The sequence below is a fragment of the Microbulbifer bruguierae genome, assembly GCF_029869925.1.
Taxonomy (GTDB): domain Bacteria; phylum Pseudomonadota; class Gammaproteobacteria; order Pseudomonadales; family Cellvibrionaceae; genus Microbulbifer; species Microbulbifer bruguierae.
In genome coordinates this window covers 791422-809556 of the sequence record NZ_CP118605.1, presented here as the reverse complement: position 1 = coordinate 809556, position 18135 = coordinate 791422, and the positions used below count along the sequence as shown (strand labels likewise).

The following is an 18135-nucleotide window of genomic DNA, read 5'->3' as shown; positions in this document are numbered from 1 at the left end:
TCATGCTGGACCCGCTGTCACCTCAATTATCAAATAATACGCTTGAGCTTGGAGTTGTAATGGTCTGATTCTAAAGAGGGTCTTTGGTTCCGGTCAATGCGGATTGGTTAAAAAACATCCTTCCATTGGCGCAAAGTGGCGAATATTTCGACAGCTGAACCGTTGGGGTTGGCCCCTCGTGCCGCCGCTTGTTGTCGGATGGATCTGGTTTCAGTACGTAGGAACGGGTTGGTCGCCAATTCGAGTGCAATGGTGGAGGGCAGGGTTGGGCAGCTTTCAGCGCGGGCGGCGCGAGCGCTCTCGATTCGCGCGGTCACGTCCTCATTATTGGGGTCTGCTGCCTTTGCGAATTGCAGATTGGATAGGGTGTACTCATGAGTGCAGTACACCCTGGTATCCGGCGGCAGTGCGGCCAGCTTTGAAAGGGACTGATACATCTGCTCTGGGGTGCCCTCAAATAGTCGGCCACAGCCGGCGGCAAACAGGGTGTCGCCACAGAACAGGTGCAGCCCCTCTTCGTCTTCCAGTAGCAGGGCGATATGATCAAGGGTGTGACCTGGTACGCCGATTACCCGCCACTGATGTCCGATTGCCTCAAATTGATCGCCATCTGCCAGAGCTCGGGTGACCCCGTTAATTGTCGCCGGTCCAAGGACTGGACAGTCGAACTTCTCTACCAGCGCTTTAACGCCGTCGGTGTGATCATAGTGGTGATGCGTTAACAGAATTCCGGACAACTGCTCGTCACCGAGTTGGGCGAAAACCGGGCCGGCATCACCGGGATCAACAACCCAGTGTTCACGGTTTTGTTGCAAGTGCCAGATATAGTTGTCGCGCAATGCTGCAATCGGGCGGATTGTGATCATAGGCTGGTCCCGCTAACCTAAGGTTTGATGCACCATAACATACTCGAAGTCAGTTCTTGATAGAGGTGGTGTATCCTTCAGGCCGGACTCAGGGTGTAGGAGTGCGGTCATCCTGAACGCGGCAAATAGTCCTCCGGGAGCCATACATGGAACGCAATTCGGAATCCAGATCCCTGTTCAAGCGTAGTGGGGGGCAGATCCCCGCTTTGGCGCAGTCTTGTCCGGATTTGAGTCGTTGGTTTGAAACTGGTTTGGGGCAGGAAATTCTGACCCAGCAGCTGGCTCTCGCCCAGCCATTGGTGGAGCGGCTTTTTGGTTATCACCTGATGCAGGCAAGCGTAGCGTGCCAGGTCGACTTTGCCGCGTGCAGCCGGATCAATCACCGTTTTCGCCTCAGTCCATGCATGGTTGGCGATGCTGCCGCATTGGTTGAGTTTGAGCAGTTACCACTGCCGTCTGAATCTATTGATGTGGTCTTGCTTCATCATTTGCTTGACTTTGCCCCCCATCCCCATCAGGTGTTGCGGGAAGCGGCCAGGGTGCTGATTCCGGGTGGGCATATGGTATTGATCGGATTCAATCCCTTTTCCCTGTTGGGACTGAATAGAGTCTTTCGTTCCTCCAGTCCCTATCAGCGGGGTAATCAGTTGCGGGCGGCGCGGGTGGCCGACTGGATGAATCTGCTGGATTTGCAGGCGGGCCCCATTGAACGGGGCTTTTTCAGGCTGCCAGTACAGCACAGAGACCTGTTGGCGAAGACTTCCTGGATGGAGCGGATGGGGACCCGCTTCCACTTGCCCTGGGGTGGGTTTTACATCATAGTCGCGCGCAAAGAAGTCGCTCGTATGCGCACCATCAAAATCAACTGGCGTGGAGAGCGAAAGCCCGCGCTGAGTGCAGTGCCCAGCAGCCCTCGGGTTGCCGCCCGGGATCGCCACCTGAAACGATAGTCAAGTCAACAATGCTGCCCAGTTGTAGTGGGGCGGGCAGTGCAGTGTATTTCAACAACAAGAGTCTGGTTTGAAGCAAGTCACAATTTATACCGATGGTGCCTGCCGTGGAAATCCCGGTCCAGGTGGGTGGGGAGCATTGCTTATGAGCGGCAATGCGGAAAAAGAACTGTGCGGTGGTGAGCCCCTGACCACCAATAACCGTATGGAATTGCTCGCGGCAATCGAAGCCTTGGGGGCGCTTAATCAGCATTGCCGGGTGGACTTACACACAGATTCTCAATATGTGCGCCAGGGCATTACCGCCTGGATACACAACTGGAAAAAGAACGGCTGGAAAACAGCCAACAAAAAACCGGTTAAAAATGCCGATCTCTGGCAAGCTCTGGATGCTGCTATTGCCAGTCACGAGGTGCATTGGCATTGGGTAAAAGGTCACTCCGGTGACCCCGGAAACGAGCGCGCGGACGCGCTCGCCAATCGTGGCATTGACCAACTGGGGGATTAAATCAATGCGTCAAATAGTATTGGATACCGAAACCACCGGTCTGGATCCCAAATCTGGGCACCGGATTATCGAGATTGGCTGTGTCGAACTGATCAACCGAAAACTTACCGGTCGACACTATCACCAGTACATCAATCCCGAGCGGGAAGTGGATGATGGTGCTATCGAGGTTCACGGTATCACCAATGAGTTTCTGGTGGACAAACCGGTATTCTCCCAGATTGTCGATGAATTTATGGCCTTCTGTGATGGTGCAGAGCTCGTCATTCACAATGCACCGTTCGATGTGGGTTTTATCAATGCTGAGTTGCGGCGCCTCGGCAGTTCCCGCTGGCAAAACGTTTCGGCCCACTGCAGTGTGCTAGATACGCTGGCTCTTGCGCGGGAAAGGCATCCGGGTCAGAAAAATAACCTGGATGCGTTGTGCAAGCGCTATTTTGTCGATAATTCCCAGCGGGATCTGCACGGGGCCTTGCTCGATGCGGAAATTTTGGCCGATGTCTATTTGATGATGACTGGCGGCCAGACCGATCTTGCCCTGGCCGGTGCAGACAAAAGCTCGGAGCGAAAAGAGGACAAAGCCGAACAACAAAGTGAAGCTGGAGCGATTCGCCGTTTGAGCGCAGATAGGGCGGCTTTAGCTGTGCTGCGGGCGACGGAGGAAGAGCAGGAGGGGCATCAGCAGATGCTGGCTTTGCTGGAAAAATCCGCTGGCAAGCACTTCTGGTAAGCAGCTGCAGCGTATAGATAAATAAAGGGGCCAAGTGGCCCCTTTATTTTTGTTTGTGTTGAGAGCGATCTGGCCTCAGATAACAAAGACTACGCAGAGCAGGGCGACCACTGTCAGTACAATGGTGTAGGGCAGGGCCATAACAACCATGCGCCCGTATGACAGTCGGATGAGTGGTGCCAGTGCGGACGTCAGCAGGAAGAGAAAGGCCGCTTGGCCATTTGGGGTCGCGACACTTGGCAGGTTGGTGCCAGTGTTGATGGCGATGGCCAGTTTGTCGAAGTGTTCGCGGGTAATGTCACCCGCAGTCAGGGCTGTTTTGACTTCATTGATATAGACGGTTGCGACGAACACATTGTCACTGATCATGGACAGGATGCCGTTAGCGAGAAACAGCATGCCGGGCTGCCGTTCGGGTTCCAGGCTAAGTACAAAATGGGTGACTGGCTCAAACAGGTGCTGTTCGTGGATGACGGCAACGATGGCGAAAAATACGACCAATAGGGCAGTGAATGGCAGGGCCTCTTCAAAAGCGTGGCCAATCCGGGCTTCCTGGATTACACCATTAAATGAAGTTAACAGTACGATCACTACAAGACCGATGATCCCTACTTCTGCCACGTGGAAGGCGAGAGATAGCACCAGAATTACCGCAACAATGCCCTGTACCCAGAGTTCGACAGTATCACGCTGTGTGCGTTTTCGCTCTTGCTCGGTGGCAAAGTTGCTCAGTACTTCCCGCACGGTATCCGGCAGCTTGGCGCCGTATCCGAATATACGTGTTTTCTCCAGTAGTATGCAGGTAAGCAGTCCGGCAGCAAACGCGGGCATGGTGACCGGGGCCATATTTATGAAAAACTGCGCAAAGTGCCAACCGGCTTTTTCTGCGATCAACAGGTTTTGGGGTTCTCCAACCAGGGTGCAGACCCCCCCCAGTGCGGTACCTACAGCGCCGTGCATGATAAGGCTGCGCAGGAAGGCGCGGAACTGGTCGAGGTCCGAGCGATGGTATTCCACTACGTCTTCGTCATGGGAGTGGTCGTGGTCGTGGTGGGTTTGCCGGTTCGATGCCACTTTGTGGTAAACCGCGTAAAAACCGACCGCCACACTGATCAGTACGGCGGTAACCGTCAGTGCGTCTAGAAATGCCGAGAGTATTGCTGACACACCGCAGAACAGTAGTGAAAGCGCAGTTTTAGAGCGTACGTTAATCAGCAATTTCGTGAATACATGCAGCAGCAGGCTTTTCATGAAGTAAATGCCGGCGACCATAAACATCAGTAGCAGGATCACCTGGATGTTGTCGGTAACTTCATGAAAGACAGAATCTGGGTCGGTCATTCCCAATAGCACTGCCTCGATCGCCAGTAGACCGCCAGGTTGTAGCGGGTAGCACTTTAGGGCCATGGCGAGGGTGAAAATGAATTCACCAATCAAGACCCAGCCGGTAATGAATGGCGTTGTTGTATAGAGCAGTATCGGGTTGATGATCAGGAACAAGGCGATAGTGAGCTTGTACCAGTCCGGGGCTTCACCGAGGAAGTTCTCGGTAAAGGCGCGGCCGAAGCCGCCGCTCATTACTGGCACAGTATCATTGAAGGCATTCATCGTTAGTTACTTCCTTGGTTCTCTGTGAGCCCCATCCCGATACCGCTGGGAGGTCGACAGGGAAACCTACCGAGTTCCGGCTGAAAATTCAATTGGATTTACCAATTGGCCTGCGGCTGCCCCAATTTTGTCGATTGCTCGCTAGAAATTGTTTGCAGAAAGGTGGATTCTTGGGCGGTTTGGTATAAATTGCCCGATTGAAGGGGGGGACCTGAGTGGAATGGCCTGATCTGCTCGGTACTAGAATAAAGACAATTGCAGTGGTGTAGGCAATGAGCGAATTGCGCGAGATTAACCTGACTTCGATCAGCCTGGTAAAAGATGAGCTGGTAGCCAGTGTCGAGGGTGCTGCCGGGTACCTTGACCAGTTCGCAGCGGATCATGGCAACAAGTCAGCGTTGGAACATTGTATCCAGGGGTTGCGGCAAGCCACCGGCGTGTTGCAGATGATCCAGCTGGGGGCGGCAGAGCTTCTCGCACAGGAAATGCTTACTGCCCTGGCAGACTTGCTCCAGGATCGCCAGCATCCGCCTGAAGAATTACTTGAGGGAATGGGAACAGCATTTTACGTGCTCACCCGTTATCTTGATTTTGTCCAGAACAGGGGGGTACCGCGTCCCGAACTTCTGGTGCCCTATATCAATAATCTGCGTTTGACGCGGGCTCAGGCTCCTGTGCCCGAAAGTCACTTTCTGCGCTGCAGGCTGGATGCAAACTTTCCCGGAGCTATCTCCTCGGCGGTCATGTCGGAAGATCTCCAGTCTTTTGTGCGTCGCTTCCGTCATATGTATCAGGTGGGGTTACTGGCACTGCTCAAGGGCAAACCCCGTAAGCCGGCCTACACCATGATGGCCAGAGCGCTGCAGCGAATTGCCAGCGTCAGCGCTGGCCGCCCGAACGGTAAGCTGTGGTCGGTTGCCGGCACGGCAATTAACGCCATGGCAAGTAGCGAATTACTGATAACCCGTCAGCGAGTCATGGTGTTCAGTTTACTTGATCGGCGCTTGCGTAATATCTGTCGCGAAGGTGATGCGGCTCTCGACCAGCCGGCGCCACCTGTGCTGATCAAGGAATGCCTGTACTGGCTGGCTCTTACCGCCCCCACTGGTTACGGTGCAAAATTGCTACAGGCCTTCAGTGTGCGCTCTCTCGGATATCGCGAACCGGAGCTGGAGCGCGACAGGGCGAGTCTCGGCGGGCCGGGCGCAACTGCTATTGCGGCGGTCGCGAACGCGCTGGATGAGGAGTTGTCCGGTGTGCGCAGAATGCTGGACGATACGGAAGTGATCGGCGTTACTGGCCTCGATGAAGAGGGCGGATTGGTTGAGACTTTGCGGCGTATCGCGAATACGTTAATCCTGCTGAATTTCCGCCGTATCGGCGAAAACCTCGCGGGCTCGCTGACAGCCTATCAAAGTTGCGCTCTCTCCGGTGGTCGGGCCGCAGACAATGCACTGCAACAGCTCACCAACCAGATTCTCACGGTGGACAGTACCATTCGCGCCTTGCGCCAGAGTTCTTCTATCGAACTTGATGAGACGGGGCAGGCTGATATTGCTCTTGAACGCAGCCAGCTTGCAGAGGCCGAGCTGGCGGTACTGAAAGAGGCGGAGGCGGGACTTGCGCTGATTAAACGCGCCCTGGGATCTTATGCCGAGTCTGGTTTTGACCACGGCCATATCCGCAATGTTTCCACCACGCTTAACAGTGTACGGGGTGGTCTGGTAGTGCTCAGCCTGGGTCGCGCAGCGGCAGTGGTAGAGCGCCTGGTAGATTTTGTAGATGCGGTGATCGACCAGAAATCGGTCGCCCCCGCCACGGAGCAGTCCCTGGAAATATTTGCCGATGCAATCATCAGCCTGGAGTACTATCTGGGTGAAGTTAAATTGCACCGCAAGGCTGATATGCAGTCCCTGGATCTTGCTGTAGAGAGTCTGGAGGCCCTCGGATACCCGGTAGAAGTTGCCTGACGCCTCTTGATGGTGCAGTCTGGGTATTGAAATCGGGTGAGCTGTTTACCTCCTATGACACAACAATTTCGTCCGGCGGGTCGCCTTTGGCCGCTGCCGGCATTCAAGTGGCACATCGTGGTTTCCCGGGGCGAGGTGCTCTGCGCCCCGGGAGGGCCTCTTCACCGGGAATTGCCCGAAGGCCTCACTTTGCAGGGGCGGGGGGATTTTCGCAGTCACTACCTGGGTGATTGGCAGGGCGAGCCTTGCGGCGTACATCATTTGTCCGATCCCATCGGTATCCCTGGCTGTGAATGGCGCGGCTTGCGCCGACTGCTTGGTGCAGTGGAAGAGTCCCTGTTTTTTACACTGGGCAGGGCTACCCAGGTTGCGGACTGGGATCTCGATCACCAGTATTGCGGTCGCTGCGGGCTGCAGACTGAATATCACCCTCAAGATCGTGCACGTGTGTGTACGCATTGCTCATTCGCGGTGTACCCGCGTATTTCTCCCTGTGTCATTATGCTGATTACTCGCGGCGATGAGTGCCTGTTGGCACGCCACAATCGTCATAAGCAAGCGCTGCATACCGCGTTGGCGGGCTTCATCGAACCTGGTGAGAATGCCGAGCAGGCATTGGTGAGAGAGGTGTTTGAAGAGGTTGGACTGGAGGTTGGACAGGTACGCTATCTGGGGAGTCAGTCCTGGCCTTTTCCCGGTCAATTGATGATCGGATTTTTTGCCGAGGCGGTGGGGGGCGCTCTGGCCCTGGATCGGGAAGAAATTCTGGATGCCCACTGGTTTCACCGCTCGGCAGTGCCGGAAACCATCCCGCCGCGGGAAACGCTGTCTGGTCAGCTGATCAGAACATTTGTTGCCGGGAAGTGATAGTTGATAAACCGCACTGCTAATGACAACAACAGAGGCTAAGTGAAATGTATATTGCGATTACATTTTTGATTGCATTTATTGCCCTGCTATTGGTGTTCTGGGGGGGCAAGGTGCTATTGAATGGAAAATGGCTGCTGGGTTTTATTCGCGGAACCATAGGTCTGTTGCTACTTGGTGGTGCTCTGCTGATCGTGCTGATTGCCCTGGATGTATACAGCTATCGCAATCTTGCCAAAGAGCACAGCGTGGGTACCGTGTCGTTTGAAAGACTGGATGATCAGCATTTTATGGTGAAATTTGCTGATGAGGATGGCGTGTCCCAGGAGTTTGAGCTGCATGGGGATCAGTGGCAATTGGATGCGCGCATGCTCAAATGGAAAGGGCCATTGGCTCGCTGGGGTGTAGAGCCGGCCTATCGGCTGGATCGCCTGAGTGGTCGTTACCTGACCCTCCAGGATGAACGCAGTAAAGAGCGCTCGGTGCACGCGCTGTCCGAGAGCGAAAATGGTGTTGATGTATGGAGTTTCCTGCGCAGCATGGATAATCGGGTAGCTGTGGTCGATGCAGTTTATGGCAGTGCGACTTTCCTGCCGATGCAGGATGGCGCTGTATATGAGGTGCGAATCAGTCATACGGGTTTGCTGGCCCGTCCGCTGAATCAGCAAGCACAGTCTGCTCTCAATGAGTGGCAATAAGTTAAATCGGAATTGGGGGGTTGAGTGGAATTTCTCAGTGAATACGGTCTGTTTCTGGCCAAGGTTGTCACTATCGTTGTGGCGCTGCTGGTGGTTGTCGGCGTTATCGTTGCCAATCGCGTGCATCATAAAGATCGCCAGCCTGGACACATTGCCATCACCCGCCTGAATGACCGCTATGAAGATTTCAAGGAGACGCTGCTTGAAGCGGTGATGGACAGTGCGGATTATGCGGAGCGCAGAAAACAGCAGGAGAAGGATAAAAAGGCTGAGGCCAAAGCCCTCGCCAAAAAGCGCAAAGCAGAACAAAAAGCAGCACACAAGGCGCGTAAGGCTGAAGAAAAAACCAGCGTAGAAATCGATGCGCATGAAGTCAAAGTGCCAGAGCAGGCTGAGGCCGATGCTGAGGTTGGCGCTGAGACTACCGCGACTGCGGAGCATGCGTCGCCGCAAGTTGCTGATCTCGGCCCACGCAAGCGTCTGTTCGTGCTGCACTTTGACGGTGATATCAAGGCATCTGCGCTCTCTAACCTGCGCGAGGAAATTACTGCGATATTGCAGGTTGCGGATAAGAACGATGAGGTTGTGGTCTGCCTGGAGAGCCCCGGGGGAATGGTGGCCAATTACGGTCTCGCCGCCAGCCAGCTTGCGCGGGTGCGCAGTTCAGGGGTCAAATTGACGATCGTGGTGGACAAGGTTGCCGCGAGTGGCGGCTATATGATGGCCTGTGTTGCAGATCGGATTCTGGCTGCGCCATTTGCGATGTTGGGTTCTATCGGCGTTGTTGCGCAGCTGCCCAACTTCCATCGTCTGTTACAGCGCAACGATGTGGATTTTGAGCTGTTTACTGCTGGGGAATACAAACGCACTGTCACCATGTTTGGGGAAAACACACCGGAAGGTAAAGAAAAATTCCAGAGTGACCTGGAAGAAATACACACCCTGTTCCAGCACTTTGTGTCCGAATATCGACCGCAACTGGATATTGGTAAAGTTGCTACTGGCGAAGTCTGGTTTGGTCAGCGGGCGCTGGACCTGGCACTGGTGGACGAACTGAAGACATCTGACGAATACCTGACAGCCCGCGCCGAAAATGCGGATCTTTACCAGGTGGAGTACAAGGAACGTCAGAATATTGCCAAGAAAATCGGTTTTGCGACGCAATCCGGTATCGAAAGTGTCCTGACGCGTCTGTTTTCCCGTTTGACCGCCTGGCGTCACCAGGCCCAGTAACGACTGTATTTGACTGATTTGACTACCATGTTCAATTTACGTGGCGAACAGGGAAGAGCTGATGTCTGAGCAAACATTTCGCGCGATGCTGGTTGAAGAGGTTGCGGCGGGTAAATATGACCAGACGATTGTCGCCAGAACTACTGCGGACCTTCCCGCCAATCCAGTACAGGTTGTGGTTTCCCATTCGTCACTGAATTATAAGGACGCGCTGTCGGCCTTTGGCAACCGTGCGGTTACTCGTGAATACCCACATACACCCGGTATCGACGCAGCCGGCAGCGTGATCCATGACAATAGTGGTACCTTCCGGCCCGGTGACAAGGTGCTGGTGACTGGCTATGACTTCGGTATGAATACTGCGGGGGGGCTCGCGGAGCGCATCGCAGTGCCGGCGGAATGGGTAACGCCATTGCCTGCAGGCCTGACACTGAGGGAATCCATGATTCTCGGAACTGCCGGCCTGACTGCAGGTTTATGTGTGGAAAAACTGTTGGAGGCCGGCGCCACACCGGAGGATGGTGAAGTGCTGGTGACGGGTGCCACCGGCGGCGTCGGTTCGATCACGGTGGCGCTGTTGGCCAAGCTCGGTTTTCGGGTCGCTGCGGTGACCGGTAAATTGGAATCCGCAGATTTCCTGACCGCTCTCGGTGCCTGGAAAGTACTCGATCGGGAAACCCTGGCGCCATTCGCCAGCAAAGCCATCGCTAAGCCACTGTGGGCCTGGGCGGTGGATACTGTGGGCGGCGAAACCCTGTTCAATGTCATCAAATGCCTAAAGTACGGGGGCGGTGTGGCTGCCTGTGGTATGGCTTCCGGCGCCCAGTTTCAGGCCAACGTGTTCCCTTTCATCCTCCGGGGTATCAGCCTGCTCGGTGTCGACAGTGTGGAATTGCCCCTCGCGAAGAAAGCCGAGGTGTGGGAAAAGTTGGCCGGGGATTGGTATATCGGTGAACAGTTGCAGAGGATTGCCGAAGATATTTCCCTGGAGCAGGCGCCGGAGTTTCTCGCTCGGTTGCATCGGGGGCACGGTATTGGACGCTATGTCGTCGACATGAACAGATAGTGTGTCGTCGGTCAAAAATGTGTGTTGGCGCATATATTTGCGGTGGTGACCTCATTTCCGGGGCGGCTCCGCTGCTATGCTGAAGAGTCAAAATAACAATTGAACAGGGAGTTCCAGGCCCCACAAGGGCGAACGCTGAAACCCTGTTCCTGAAACGGTTGATCTGGTAGCAAACATTGTCGGTAGATACTCCCCTCAATACTCAGACCCACGATGCCGGTGCCCTGGTGCTGTCGGGCGGTGGTGCTCGCGCTGCCTATCAGGTGGGAGTCTTGAAGGCACTGGCTGAGCTCACTCCCGAGAGTGAGTCTTACCCCTTTAAGATCATCTGTGGCACTTCCGCTGGGGCGGTCAATGCACTGTTGCTGGCAAGTTACCCGGGCACGTTCAAAGAGGCGGTGGCGCGACTGTGTGATCTCTGGATGGGGCTCACCGTTGACCGTATCTATCGCAGTAACTGGAGCAGCTTGCTGGGGAATTTGCTGACAATTACCGGTTCTCTGTTCAATCAGGGAATTGCCCGTCGACGGCCTCTGGCCCTGCTGGATAATCGACCGCTGCGGGCTTTGGTCGATGAAGTGATTCCCTTCGGCAATATTCAGAAGAATATCGACGAGGGACGCCTGCGGGCGGTCAGCGTCAATGCCATGTCTTACAACGAAGGGGAGTCTGTCAGCTTTTTTCAGGGCAGTGAAGATTTGCAGGAGTGGCGGCGTTTTCGTCGTTGTGGTGAGCGTACGCAGCTCACCATTGAGCACCTGATGGCTTCCACTGCGATTCCCACCCTGTTTCCGACGGTGAAAATCGGCGACGAGTATTTCGGCGATGGCGCGGTGCGACAGCTGGCGCCTATCAGCCCGGCACTGCATCTGGGGGCGAGTCGGGTGTTTGTGGTGGGTGTCTCCGACAACCGCTCACCGGTGCACTGGGGCAAGCGGCGCAAGATAGCGAAGCACTCGCCGTCGCTGGCACAGATTGGCGGCCAGCTGTTCAATGCGGCATTTATCGACAGCCTGGAGGGGGATCTGGAACACCTGGATCGGGTCAACCTGCTATTGGATTCCGTGGAGGAAAAGGCCCTCCCGGAGCTGGCGCCATTGCGCGCGGTGGAATCTGCAGTGATTGAGCCAAGCCAGAGTCTTGATCGGCTTGCCGGGCGCAAGGTGCGCTATCTGCCGCCGGCTTTGCGTTGGTTATTTCGCTCTACCGGTGCGACCACGTCCGGTGGGGGAGCCTCCGCCGCCAGTTACCTGTTATTTGAAAAACCCTACCTGGGCGAGCTGGTGGATCTCGGCTATCAGGATGCGATGTGGGAGCAGGACAAATTGCGGGAATTCCTGCGCCCGCGTACCCAGCTGGTTCCCACTGAGCACAAGAGTCTTTTTGGTATTCGGGTAAAACCCGCAACGGAAACAAGTCATGGCAACCCTCCTTCCTGAACTCCGACGTTCCTACTCTGCGATTTCGCGCGGCGGGATTGCGCTTTGCGTGATACTTCTGGCCGCCTGTGCGGGGCAGGGCGGATCTGACTCCGGCGTGCCTTTGCGCCAACAGAATAAAAGCGAGTATCGGCAGCTGTTGGATGAGGCACTTCAGCTCAGCTTTACACTGGACTTTGATCGGCTGCGCAAAGCGTATGTGCGGTCGCCCGAATACAATCCCTATGGTGGTGTAAAGCTGGAAGGACTGTCGGAAGCCTACAGCTCGGTAGAAAATGCAGATTTTGACGGTTGCCTGCGCAATCTCGACAAGGTGCTGGCTTACAACTATATGAGTCTGGAAGCCCACATGATCGGCGTGGTTTGTAGCGGTCAGGCGGGTGACTTCGAGCGTGAGGATCAGCACCGCTACATGGTGGAAGGCTTGATGACATCGATTGAAAACAGTGGCGACGGGAAAACCCAGGCGAGCGCATTTCAGACCATCAGCACATCGGAGCTACGTGGGTTCGTTCGCCTGAAAGGTTTACAGGTGCTGGATCAGTCGATCGTGTACGACAAACAGGGTATTTACGACAAAATGCAGGTGCGCGATCCGGAGTCCGGCCAGGAATATCCGCTCTTTTTCAATGTGAGCGAGCAGTTTGCACGGAGTTCTGACGGGGAGTGACATTTCCTCCTGCCGGGCGCGCCCCGGTTACATCAGGAATTGTGCAAGCTTGTCCCAGTCGAAGCGGCGGGTTTTACGGTCGCTGAACAGAATCTCTACCCGGGAATCTTCCCACTTGATTACCCGGCCGTACCCGAGTTTCTGGTGGCGAACACTTTCGCCGGTCTGTGGCTTTCGCTGTGTCGCTCGCGGTGCGTTGATATCCGGGTTGTAGTCACAGGCCTCGAGATAACGTAAAGCCAGCCGGGTTACCGGAACCTGAGTGGTTATGTTTTCGGGCCGTTCTCCCAGGGCCTCGCCCAGCAGATTGCTGAGGGGCAGATGCATTTCATCGATAAACAGCGAGGGTTTCTGCTCTGGTTCCGCAGCGGAGGCATTCGGATTACCTGTTTTGTCCGCGGCTACGGGTGGTGTTAGCAGGAATAGCTGTTTTTTTGCACGGGTCATGGCCACATACATTAGCCGTCTTTCGCTTTCGGTAGAGGCGGGTGTAGAGAAATCCCGCTGTGGCTGGTACGGCATATTGTGTACCGTGAGGGATGGGACGACCACCTGATCCCACTCCAGGCCCTTGGCCTGGTGCATGGTGGTAATCTGGATGGCATCCACCTCACTCTCTTCTTGTTCCTGATCCTGGCTCAAGTGCTGTTGCTGCAGTTGTTGGAGGTGCTCCAGAGCCTCTCTGGGGGCAAGGCGTAACTGATCGAGGTACTGGCAAAAAGCCAGGATGGTCTGTTGTCGTTCCTCTGCCTGCTGGCGGTTGAATGCGTCTTCCGCGATACCGCTCAGGTAATCCAGATCTCCCAGTTGTCTTCGCACTAGCTCGCCGCCGTGGCCGCGCCAGGCTTCTATCTGCTGCAGCAGCTCAGCGCGCTGCCGCAAACGCTTGCACTGGGGTTGGCTCAGGGATTCCGGGATCTGTTTTAACAGCTCTTTACCCCAGCCGCGATCAAACGAGCTCAGGCGCTCACACAGGGGTTCGAGTGCTGCGCGGGGGATGCGGATGTGCGGTGCGGTGAGCCATTCGTAAAGGCCTTGGCTGCGGCGTTTCGCAGACAGTTCCGAGAAGCGACCGGCTGCGATATTCAGGCTCCAGAACAGCGGCCGCAGTTCCCGCCGCGACAATACCGTATTGCGGCTGCCGGAGCGGTAGGGAATGTTGTTGGCCAGCAGTGCCAGTTCCAGCGGTGCGGCCAGCGACCAAAGCCGTACCAGAATCGCGATTTCCTTGAGTGGTTGACCGTTTTGTTGGCAGCGGCGCACATGCTCCACCAGCCATTTACCCTCGTTGCCAGTGTTGACCTTCTTGATATCGGTGGTCGCTTTCGGATTACCGGATATACAAAAGATATCTGCCCGTTCACGGTTGTTTTGGATAAAGTGGTTGGCAGCCAGAGACAGGCTGTGTCCGTAACGAAAAGTACGGCTCAATTGATAGATATGAGAAGGCGGGAAGTCGCCGTCGAACAGTCGCAGCAGGAATTCCGGGCGTGAGCCGCGCCACTCGTAAATGGTCTGGTCGGGATCGCCGATGGCGATAACGTTGCCGGACTTGCCGTAGATAATCCGCAGCAGAAAATGCTGGATTTCGTTAATGTCCTGATATTCATCGACAAGAATGTCAGTGTAAAAGCTGCCGTAGGCCTCGGCGATATCCGGCCGTAGACTGAACAGAATTGCCGGGTCGTAAATCAGGTCCGCATAGGTGACAGCATTCTGCTCCCTCCGCCAGTCCTCGAAATGACGGAAGACCTTGAGAAAATACAGATGTTCATCGCCGAGATTGAGCTGCTGGAACGCACTCAAATCTCCGGTGAGTATGGTTTTTGTGTAGTCGATAAAAAATTCCGCGGCCTCAGTTTCCGATTGCTTGCGCGCACGGATATCTTCCAGCTCTGAGGGTGGTGCGCAGGCTTCGATGGCCTTCCATATTTGCAGTTGCACTACCGATTGTGGCAGCGGGGTAAGGTTGGCTCGCGCCAGATGACCACGGGTGATTAACTGCTGGTAGAGTCGGTAGCCGAGGCTGTGGAAGGTATTTACGGCGGGGATCCGATCACCGCACAGGGACTTCAGGCGCGCGGTGAAATCTTCTCTGGCGCTGCGGTTATACATCAGTACCAGTACGCGTTGCGGATTCGTACCGGTGTTGAGACGGTTTTTGATGTAGTGCAGCAGTGCGGTGGTTTTACCGGATCCGGCAACGGCAATGATTTTTGCGTGGCCCCCTGGATGATTGGCGATGGCCTGCTGCTCTTCCGTGAGATGTGTTGCCTGTTCTGACATGAAGCCCCTGTACCGCCGGATCAAATACTGGATATATTGCCAGTGTTGTTCTGTCAGGTACAGGGTTGCGGCGAGTAAATGTCACAGACTGGGAGAAGCGTCGCCTTGTCGGTCTTCCCCGGTATCCTGTTCTTGCAGCTCCTTCTGTTCTTTCTGTAATGCCAATTCCGCGATATAGGAAGAAAGAAAGATTCTGCCTGAGAGTCGTTCCAGCAGTTTCGAGCGACTGAGGCGGTCCAGTACCGGTCCCTTGACTTCCGCCAAGTGCATGCGGATATCGCGTCGTTGCAGGTCTTTATTGATTTGGTGCAGCCGCTCCAGCGCAGTGCCGTCAATACGGCTGACGGACGAAAGGATGATAACCAGCTCGCGGGTCTCCGGATGGCGCTTGAGCTCCAGCAGCAGCCGGTCTTCAACCGCACTGATGTTGCTGAAAAACAGGCTTTCGTCGATACGCAGGAACAGCAGGTTTTTGTGGGTTTTCACATCGTGCCGCACCACATTGCGAAAGTGTTCGGTGCCTGGTACCCGTCCGACTACAGCAATATGTGGACGGCTGCTGCGCCAGATAAGGGTGGCGAATGACAGCCCGATACCCAGCGCAATGCCGACTTCTACACCAAACAGCAAGACCCCCAGAAATGTAAACAGCATGGCGATGCCATCGGTACGGTCATAGCGCCAGTTTTGAATAAAGCCTTTGAAATCGATGAGTCCCGCCGCGGCGACGATGATGATTGCCGCCAGTACCGTCAACGGCAGCTCACCGAAGAATGCGGTCAAATACAGCAGTACGGGCACCATCAACAAGGCTGATAGAACCCCTGCCAGTGGCGATTTTGCGCCGGAGTCCGCATTTACCGCAGAGCGGGAAAAACTGCCGGCGACGGGCAGCCCACCGGAAAGCGCACTGGTAATGTTTGCTGCGCCCAGCCCCAGCAGTTCGCCATCGGCGTTGACCCGTTCACTGCGCTGCGTAGCCAGCGCCTGGGCTATGGACAGGCTTTCAACAAAACCCATCAGTGCAATCATCAATGCCGGCAACAACAGCTGGTAAACCAGATTCCAGTCGAGGTTCGGCAAGGTGATCCGCGGCAGTCCCCGGGGTATCTCACCAATGATGGCCAGTTTGTCGTCGAACTTCAGCCAGTGGACCATGGCGATGGCAAGGAGTACCAATAGCATCGGCATCAGTTTCGCCGCAAGTCGCGCGAATTGTTTCGGTGTTCCTATCCTGAACAGGAGCATTGGCAGCCAGGTGCGGCTGAAAACCAGCAGGATAACGGTAACTACACCGAACAGCATGGTTGTCAGGTGTGCCTCAGGCAGGTGCTCGATCACATGGAACAGCTGGATGGATGCTGTCTCGCCATCCGCTTCGATACCCAGTAGGGCGGGGAGTTGGCCGACAATGATCAGGGCTCCGGCCCCGGCAATGAAGCCGCTGATCACCGGGTGACTCAGGAGGTTGGATAATACCCCCAGTTTGAGCAGGCCCATGGCGAACAAAAACAGGCCGCTTAACAGCGTAAGCATGATGGCTGCGGCAATATATTCCGCACTGCCTGTCGCCGCGAGGGGGGAGAGGGAGGAGGTCATCATCAGTGAGATGACCGCTACCGGGCCTAACGCCATGGCGCTGCTGCTGCCAAACGCCGCGTAGGCAATTAAAGGCAACAGGCTGGCGTAAAGGCCGATGTGGGGCGGCAACCCTGCCAGTAGTGCATAGGCGAGACCCTGGGGTACCAGCAACATACCGGATACCAGGGCGGCAGTAATGTCACCGGCTAGCCACTTGCGATGATAATTTCTTAGCCAGTTGGGAATAAGTTGTTTTGCCCGCATCGCCTGTGCCAGCTTAGATCCGTGACTGTAAAGGTCTCATCAGGATAGCTGCTGGCGCCGGGTCGGCGCCAGAGTGATTGCGGGTAAGGTCGTATGGAGTCGGTGCGGGCAGGTCAGGCCGCTTGTGCTTTGCGGCTCTCCAGCCAGTGGAACACCCACATGCCGGCGAACATCGCCAGCGTGAATATCAGGGCCCCGGTCTGCGCCGCACCGGTTGCCACAATAGCCGGCCCGGGGCAAAAGCCCGCCAGCCCCCAGCCAATGCCAAAGGCGAGACTGCCCAGTACCAGGCGACGGTCGACTTCCCGTTTGGCCGGCAGTTGAATGGCGTTGCCGAGTAGCGAAGCCTTGCGGCGTTTTGCCAGTGCAAATGCCGGCAGCCCGACCGCAATGGCACCGCCCATCACCAGGGCCAGGGAGGGGTCCCAGGCACCGAAGATATCCAGGAATCCCAGCACTTTTTCCGGATTGGCCATACCCGAGAGCAGCAGGCCAACACTGAATATTAATCCCCCGATAAAAGCAGACAGCGAATACTTGTTCATGGCATCAGGCTCCCAGTAGATGGCGGATAATGAAGACGGTGGCGAATCCGCCGCCCATAAAGGTGAGCGTCGCCGCGAGAGATCGGGGGGACAGACGTGACAGGCCACATACCCCGTGACCGCTGGTGCAGCCGGCAGCATAGCGGGTGCCTGTTCCTACCAGCAGGCCTGCAGCGATCAGCACTGGTGCACTGGCGTGGATTTCGATGGTTGGCAAGACGTGGAAAAGCCCCCAGAGAGTGGGGCCAACCAGCAAACCAATCACAAAAGCGAGTCGCCAACTGCGGTCGTCTCGAGGGCAATCAAGGAGGCCACCGAGTATGCCGGAGATGCCGGCGATACGTCCGTTCATCAGGATCAGCCAGGCGCTGGCGATACCGATCAGTAGCCCGCCGCCAAGGGCGGACAGGGGGGTAAAAGCGTTCCAGTCGATGGTCATGGGGGCAGCTTACTCCGCGCAATAAAGTTGATAGAGAGTTTGTAACAGACTTAAAACCTTTGGGTCAGCCACCCGATAGTAAACTCGCTTGCCTTCCTTGCGGGTTGCGACCAGCCCCTCGCGGCGCAGCACGCCCAGCTGTTGTGAAAGGCTTGGTTGGCGAATATCGAGACGCTCTTCCAGGTCGCTGACGCAGAGCTCCTCCTGGCTCAGTTGGCACAGCAATAAAAGACGATCCTGGTTCCCCAGGGAGCGCAGCATGGAGGAGGCTTCGCTGGCGGCAGCGTGCATCTTGTCCAGGCTGATGTCAGAAGTATCGGGCATGCGCGTATCCGTTGGTCAGATTGCTCTGTGTGAAAACATTATATTGAAATATATAATATGCACAAGTATATTGAATTCCGTTCTAGGTAGA

General features: G+C 55.7%; 17 protein-coding genes. 10 read left to right on the top strand and 7 right to left on the bottom strand.

Going from position 1 to position 18135, the window contains the following annotated elements:
• Positions 1 to 107: 107 nt before the first annotated feature.
• Positions 108 to 866, bottom strand: coding sequence for a hydroxyacylglutathione hydrolase (gene gloB, locus PVT68_RS03480; RefSeq protein WP_280321221.1), 759 nt, complete (start codon positions 864 to 866; stop codon positions 108 to 110).
• A gap of 146 nt (positions 867 to 1012) precedes the next feature.
• On the opposite strand from gloB, the gene PVT68_RS03475 reads away from it, so the two are divergent.
• From PVT68_RS03475 to dnaQ, 3 genes are all read left to right on the top strand, one after another.
• Positions 1013 to 1816: a class I SAM-dependent methyltransferase gene (locus PVT68_RS03475; protein ID WP_280321219.1), complete on the top strand. Its 804-nt coding sequence runs from the start codon at positions 1013 to 1015 to the stop codon at positions 1814 to 1816.
• A gap of 70 nt (positions 1817 to 1886) precedes the next feature.
• Positions 1887 to 2324, top strand: a complete 438-nt coding sequence (rnhA, locus tag PVT68_RS03470) for a ribonuclease HI (RefSeq protein WP_280321218.1) — start codon at positions 1887 to 1889, stop codon at positions 2322 to 2324.
• 4 nt (positions 2325 to 2328) lie between these two features.
• Entirely contained in the window at positions 2329 to 3054 is a 726-nt protein-coding gene (gene dnaQ / locus PVT68_RS03465; RefSeq protein ID WP_280321217.1) for a DNA polymerase III subunit epsilon, read from the top strand.
• Positions 3055 to 3129: 75 nt separating this feature from the next.
• Here the strand turns inward: dnaQ and nhaB are convergent, their stop codons facing one another.
• Positions 3130 to 4632, bottom strand: coding sequence for a sodium/proton antiporter NhaB (nhaB, locus tag PVT68_RS03460; RefSeq protein ID WP_407666171.1), 1503 nt, complete (start codon positions 4630 to 4632; stop codon positions 3130 to 3132).
• 302 nt (positions 4633 to 4934) lie between these two features.
• Here nhaB and PVT68_RS03455 point away from each other — a divergent pair, with 302 nt between their 5' ends.
• From PVT68_RS03455 to PVT68_RS03425, 7 genes are all read left to right on the top strand, one after another.
• Entirely contained in the window at positions 4935 to 6632 is a 1698-nt protein-coding gene (locus tag PVT68_RS03455; protein ID WP_280321215.1) for a hypothetical protein, read from the top strand.
• Positions 6633 to 6686: 54 nt separating this feature from the next.
• A complete protein-coding gene (gene nudC / locus PVT68_RS03450) occupies positions 6687 to 7499 on the top strand; it encodes an NAD(+) diphosphatase (protein WP_280321214.1) in 813 nt (270 codons plus the stop codon).
• A gap of 47 nt (positions 7500 to 7546) precedes the next feature.
• Positions 7547 to 8197: a cation/multidrug efflux pump gene (locus PVT68_RS03445; RefSeq protein ID WP_280321213.1), complete on the top strand. Its 651-nt coding sequence runs from the start codon at positions 7547 to 7549 to the stop codon at positions 8195 to 8197.
• A gap of 24 nt (positions 8198 to 8221) precedes the next feature.
• Entirely contained in the window at positions 8222 to 9430 is a 1209-nt protein-coding gene (gene sohB, locus PVT68_RS03440) for a protease SohB (RefSeq protein WP_280321212.1), read from the top strand.
• A 61-nt stretch (positions 9431 to 9491) separates the two neighbouring features.
• Positions 9492 to 10496 carry a YhdH/YhfP family quinone oxidoreductase gene (locus tag PVT68_RS03435; RefSeq protein WP_280321211.1) on the top strand — a complete coding sequence of 335 codons (1005 nt, stop codon included), beginning with the start codon at positions 9492 to 9494 and terminating at the stop codon, positions 10494 to 10496.
• A gap of 176 nt (positions 10497 to 10672) precedes the next feature.
• Positions 10673 to 11935 (top strand): patatin-like phospholipase family protein, encoded by a 1263-nt coding sequence (locus PVT68_RS03430; RefSeq protein WP_280321210.1) that lies wholly within the window; start codon positions 10673 to 10675, stop codon positions 11933 to 11935.
• On the top strand, positions 11916 to 12605 hold the full coding sequence (locus PVT68_RS03425; protein WP_280321209.1) for a DUF4919 domain-containing protein: 690 nt from the start codon (positions 11916 to 11918) through the stop codon (positions 12603 to 12605). The genes PVT68_RS03430 and PVT68_RS03425 overlap by 20 nt, the downstream gene beginning before the upstream one ends.
• A gap of 27 nt (positions 12606 to 12632) precedes the next feature.
• Here the strand turns inward: PVT68_RS03425 and PVT68_RS03420 are convergent, their stop codons facing one another.
• From PVT68_RS03420 to PVT68_RS03400, 5 genes are all read right to left on the bottom strand, one after another.
• Entirely contained in the window at positions 12633 to 14891 is a 2259-nt protein-coding gene (locus PVT68_RS03420; protein ID WP_280321207.1) for an ATP-dependent helicase, read from the bottom strand.
• Positions 14892 to 14972: 81 nt separating this feature from the next.
• On the bottom strand, positions 14973 to 16736 hold the full coding sequence (locus PVT68_RS03415; protein ID WP_280321206.1) for a SulP family inorganic anion transporter: 1764 nt from the start codon (positions 16734 to 16736) through the stop codon (positions 14973 to 14975).
• A 113-nt stretch (positions 16737 to 16849) separates the two neighbouring features.
• Complete coding sequence (locus PVT68_RS03410; protein WP_280321205.1) at positions 16850 to 17281, bottom strand: DUF6691 family protein; 432 nt, start codon at positions 17279 to 17281, stop codon at positions 16850 to 16852.
• A gap of 4 nt (positions 17282 to 17285) precedes the next feature.
• Positions 17286 to 17720 carry a YeeE/YedE family protein gene (locus tag PVT68_RS03405; protein WP_280321204.1) on the bottom strand — a complete coding sequence of 145 codons (435 nt, stop codon included), beginning with the start codon at positions 17718 to 17720 and terminating at the stop codon, positions 17286 to 17288.
• A gap of 9 nt (positions 17721 to 17729) precedes the next feature.
• Positions 17730 to 18044: an ArsR/SmtB family transcription factor gene (locus PVT68_RS03400; protein WP_280321203.1), complete on the bottom strand. Its 315-nt coding sequence runs from the start codon at positions 18042 to 18044 to the stop codon at positions 17730 to 17732.
• Positions 18045 to 18135 lie beyond the last annotated feature (91 nt).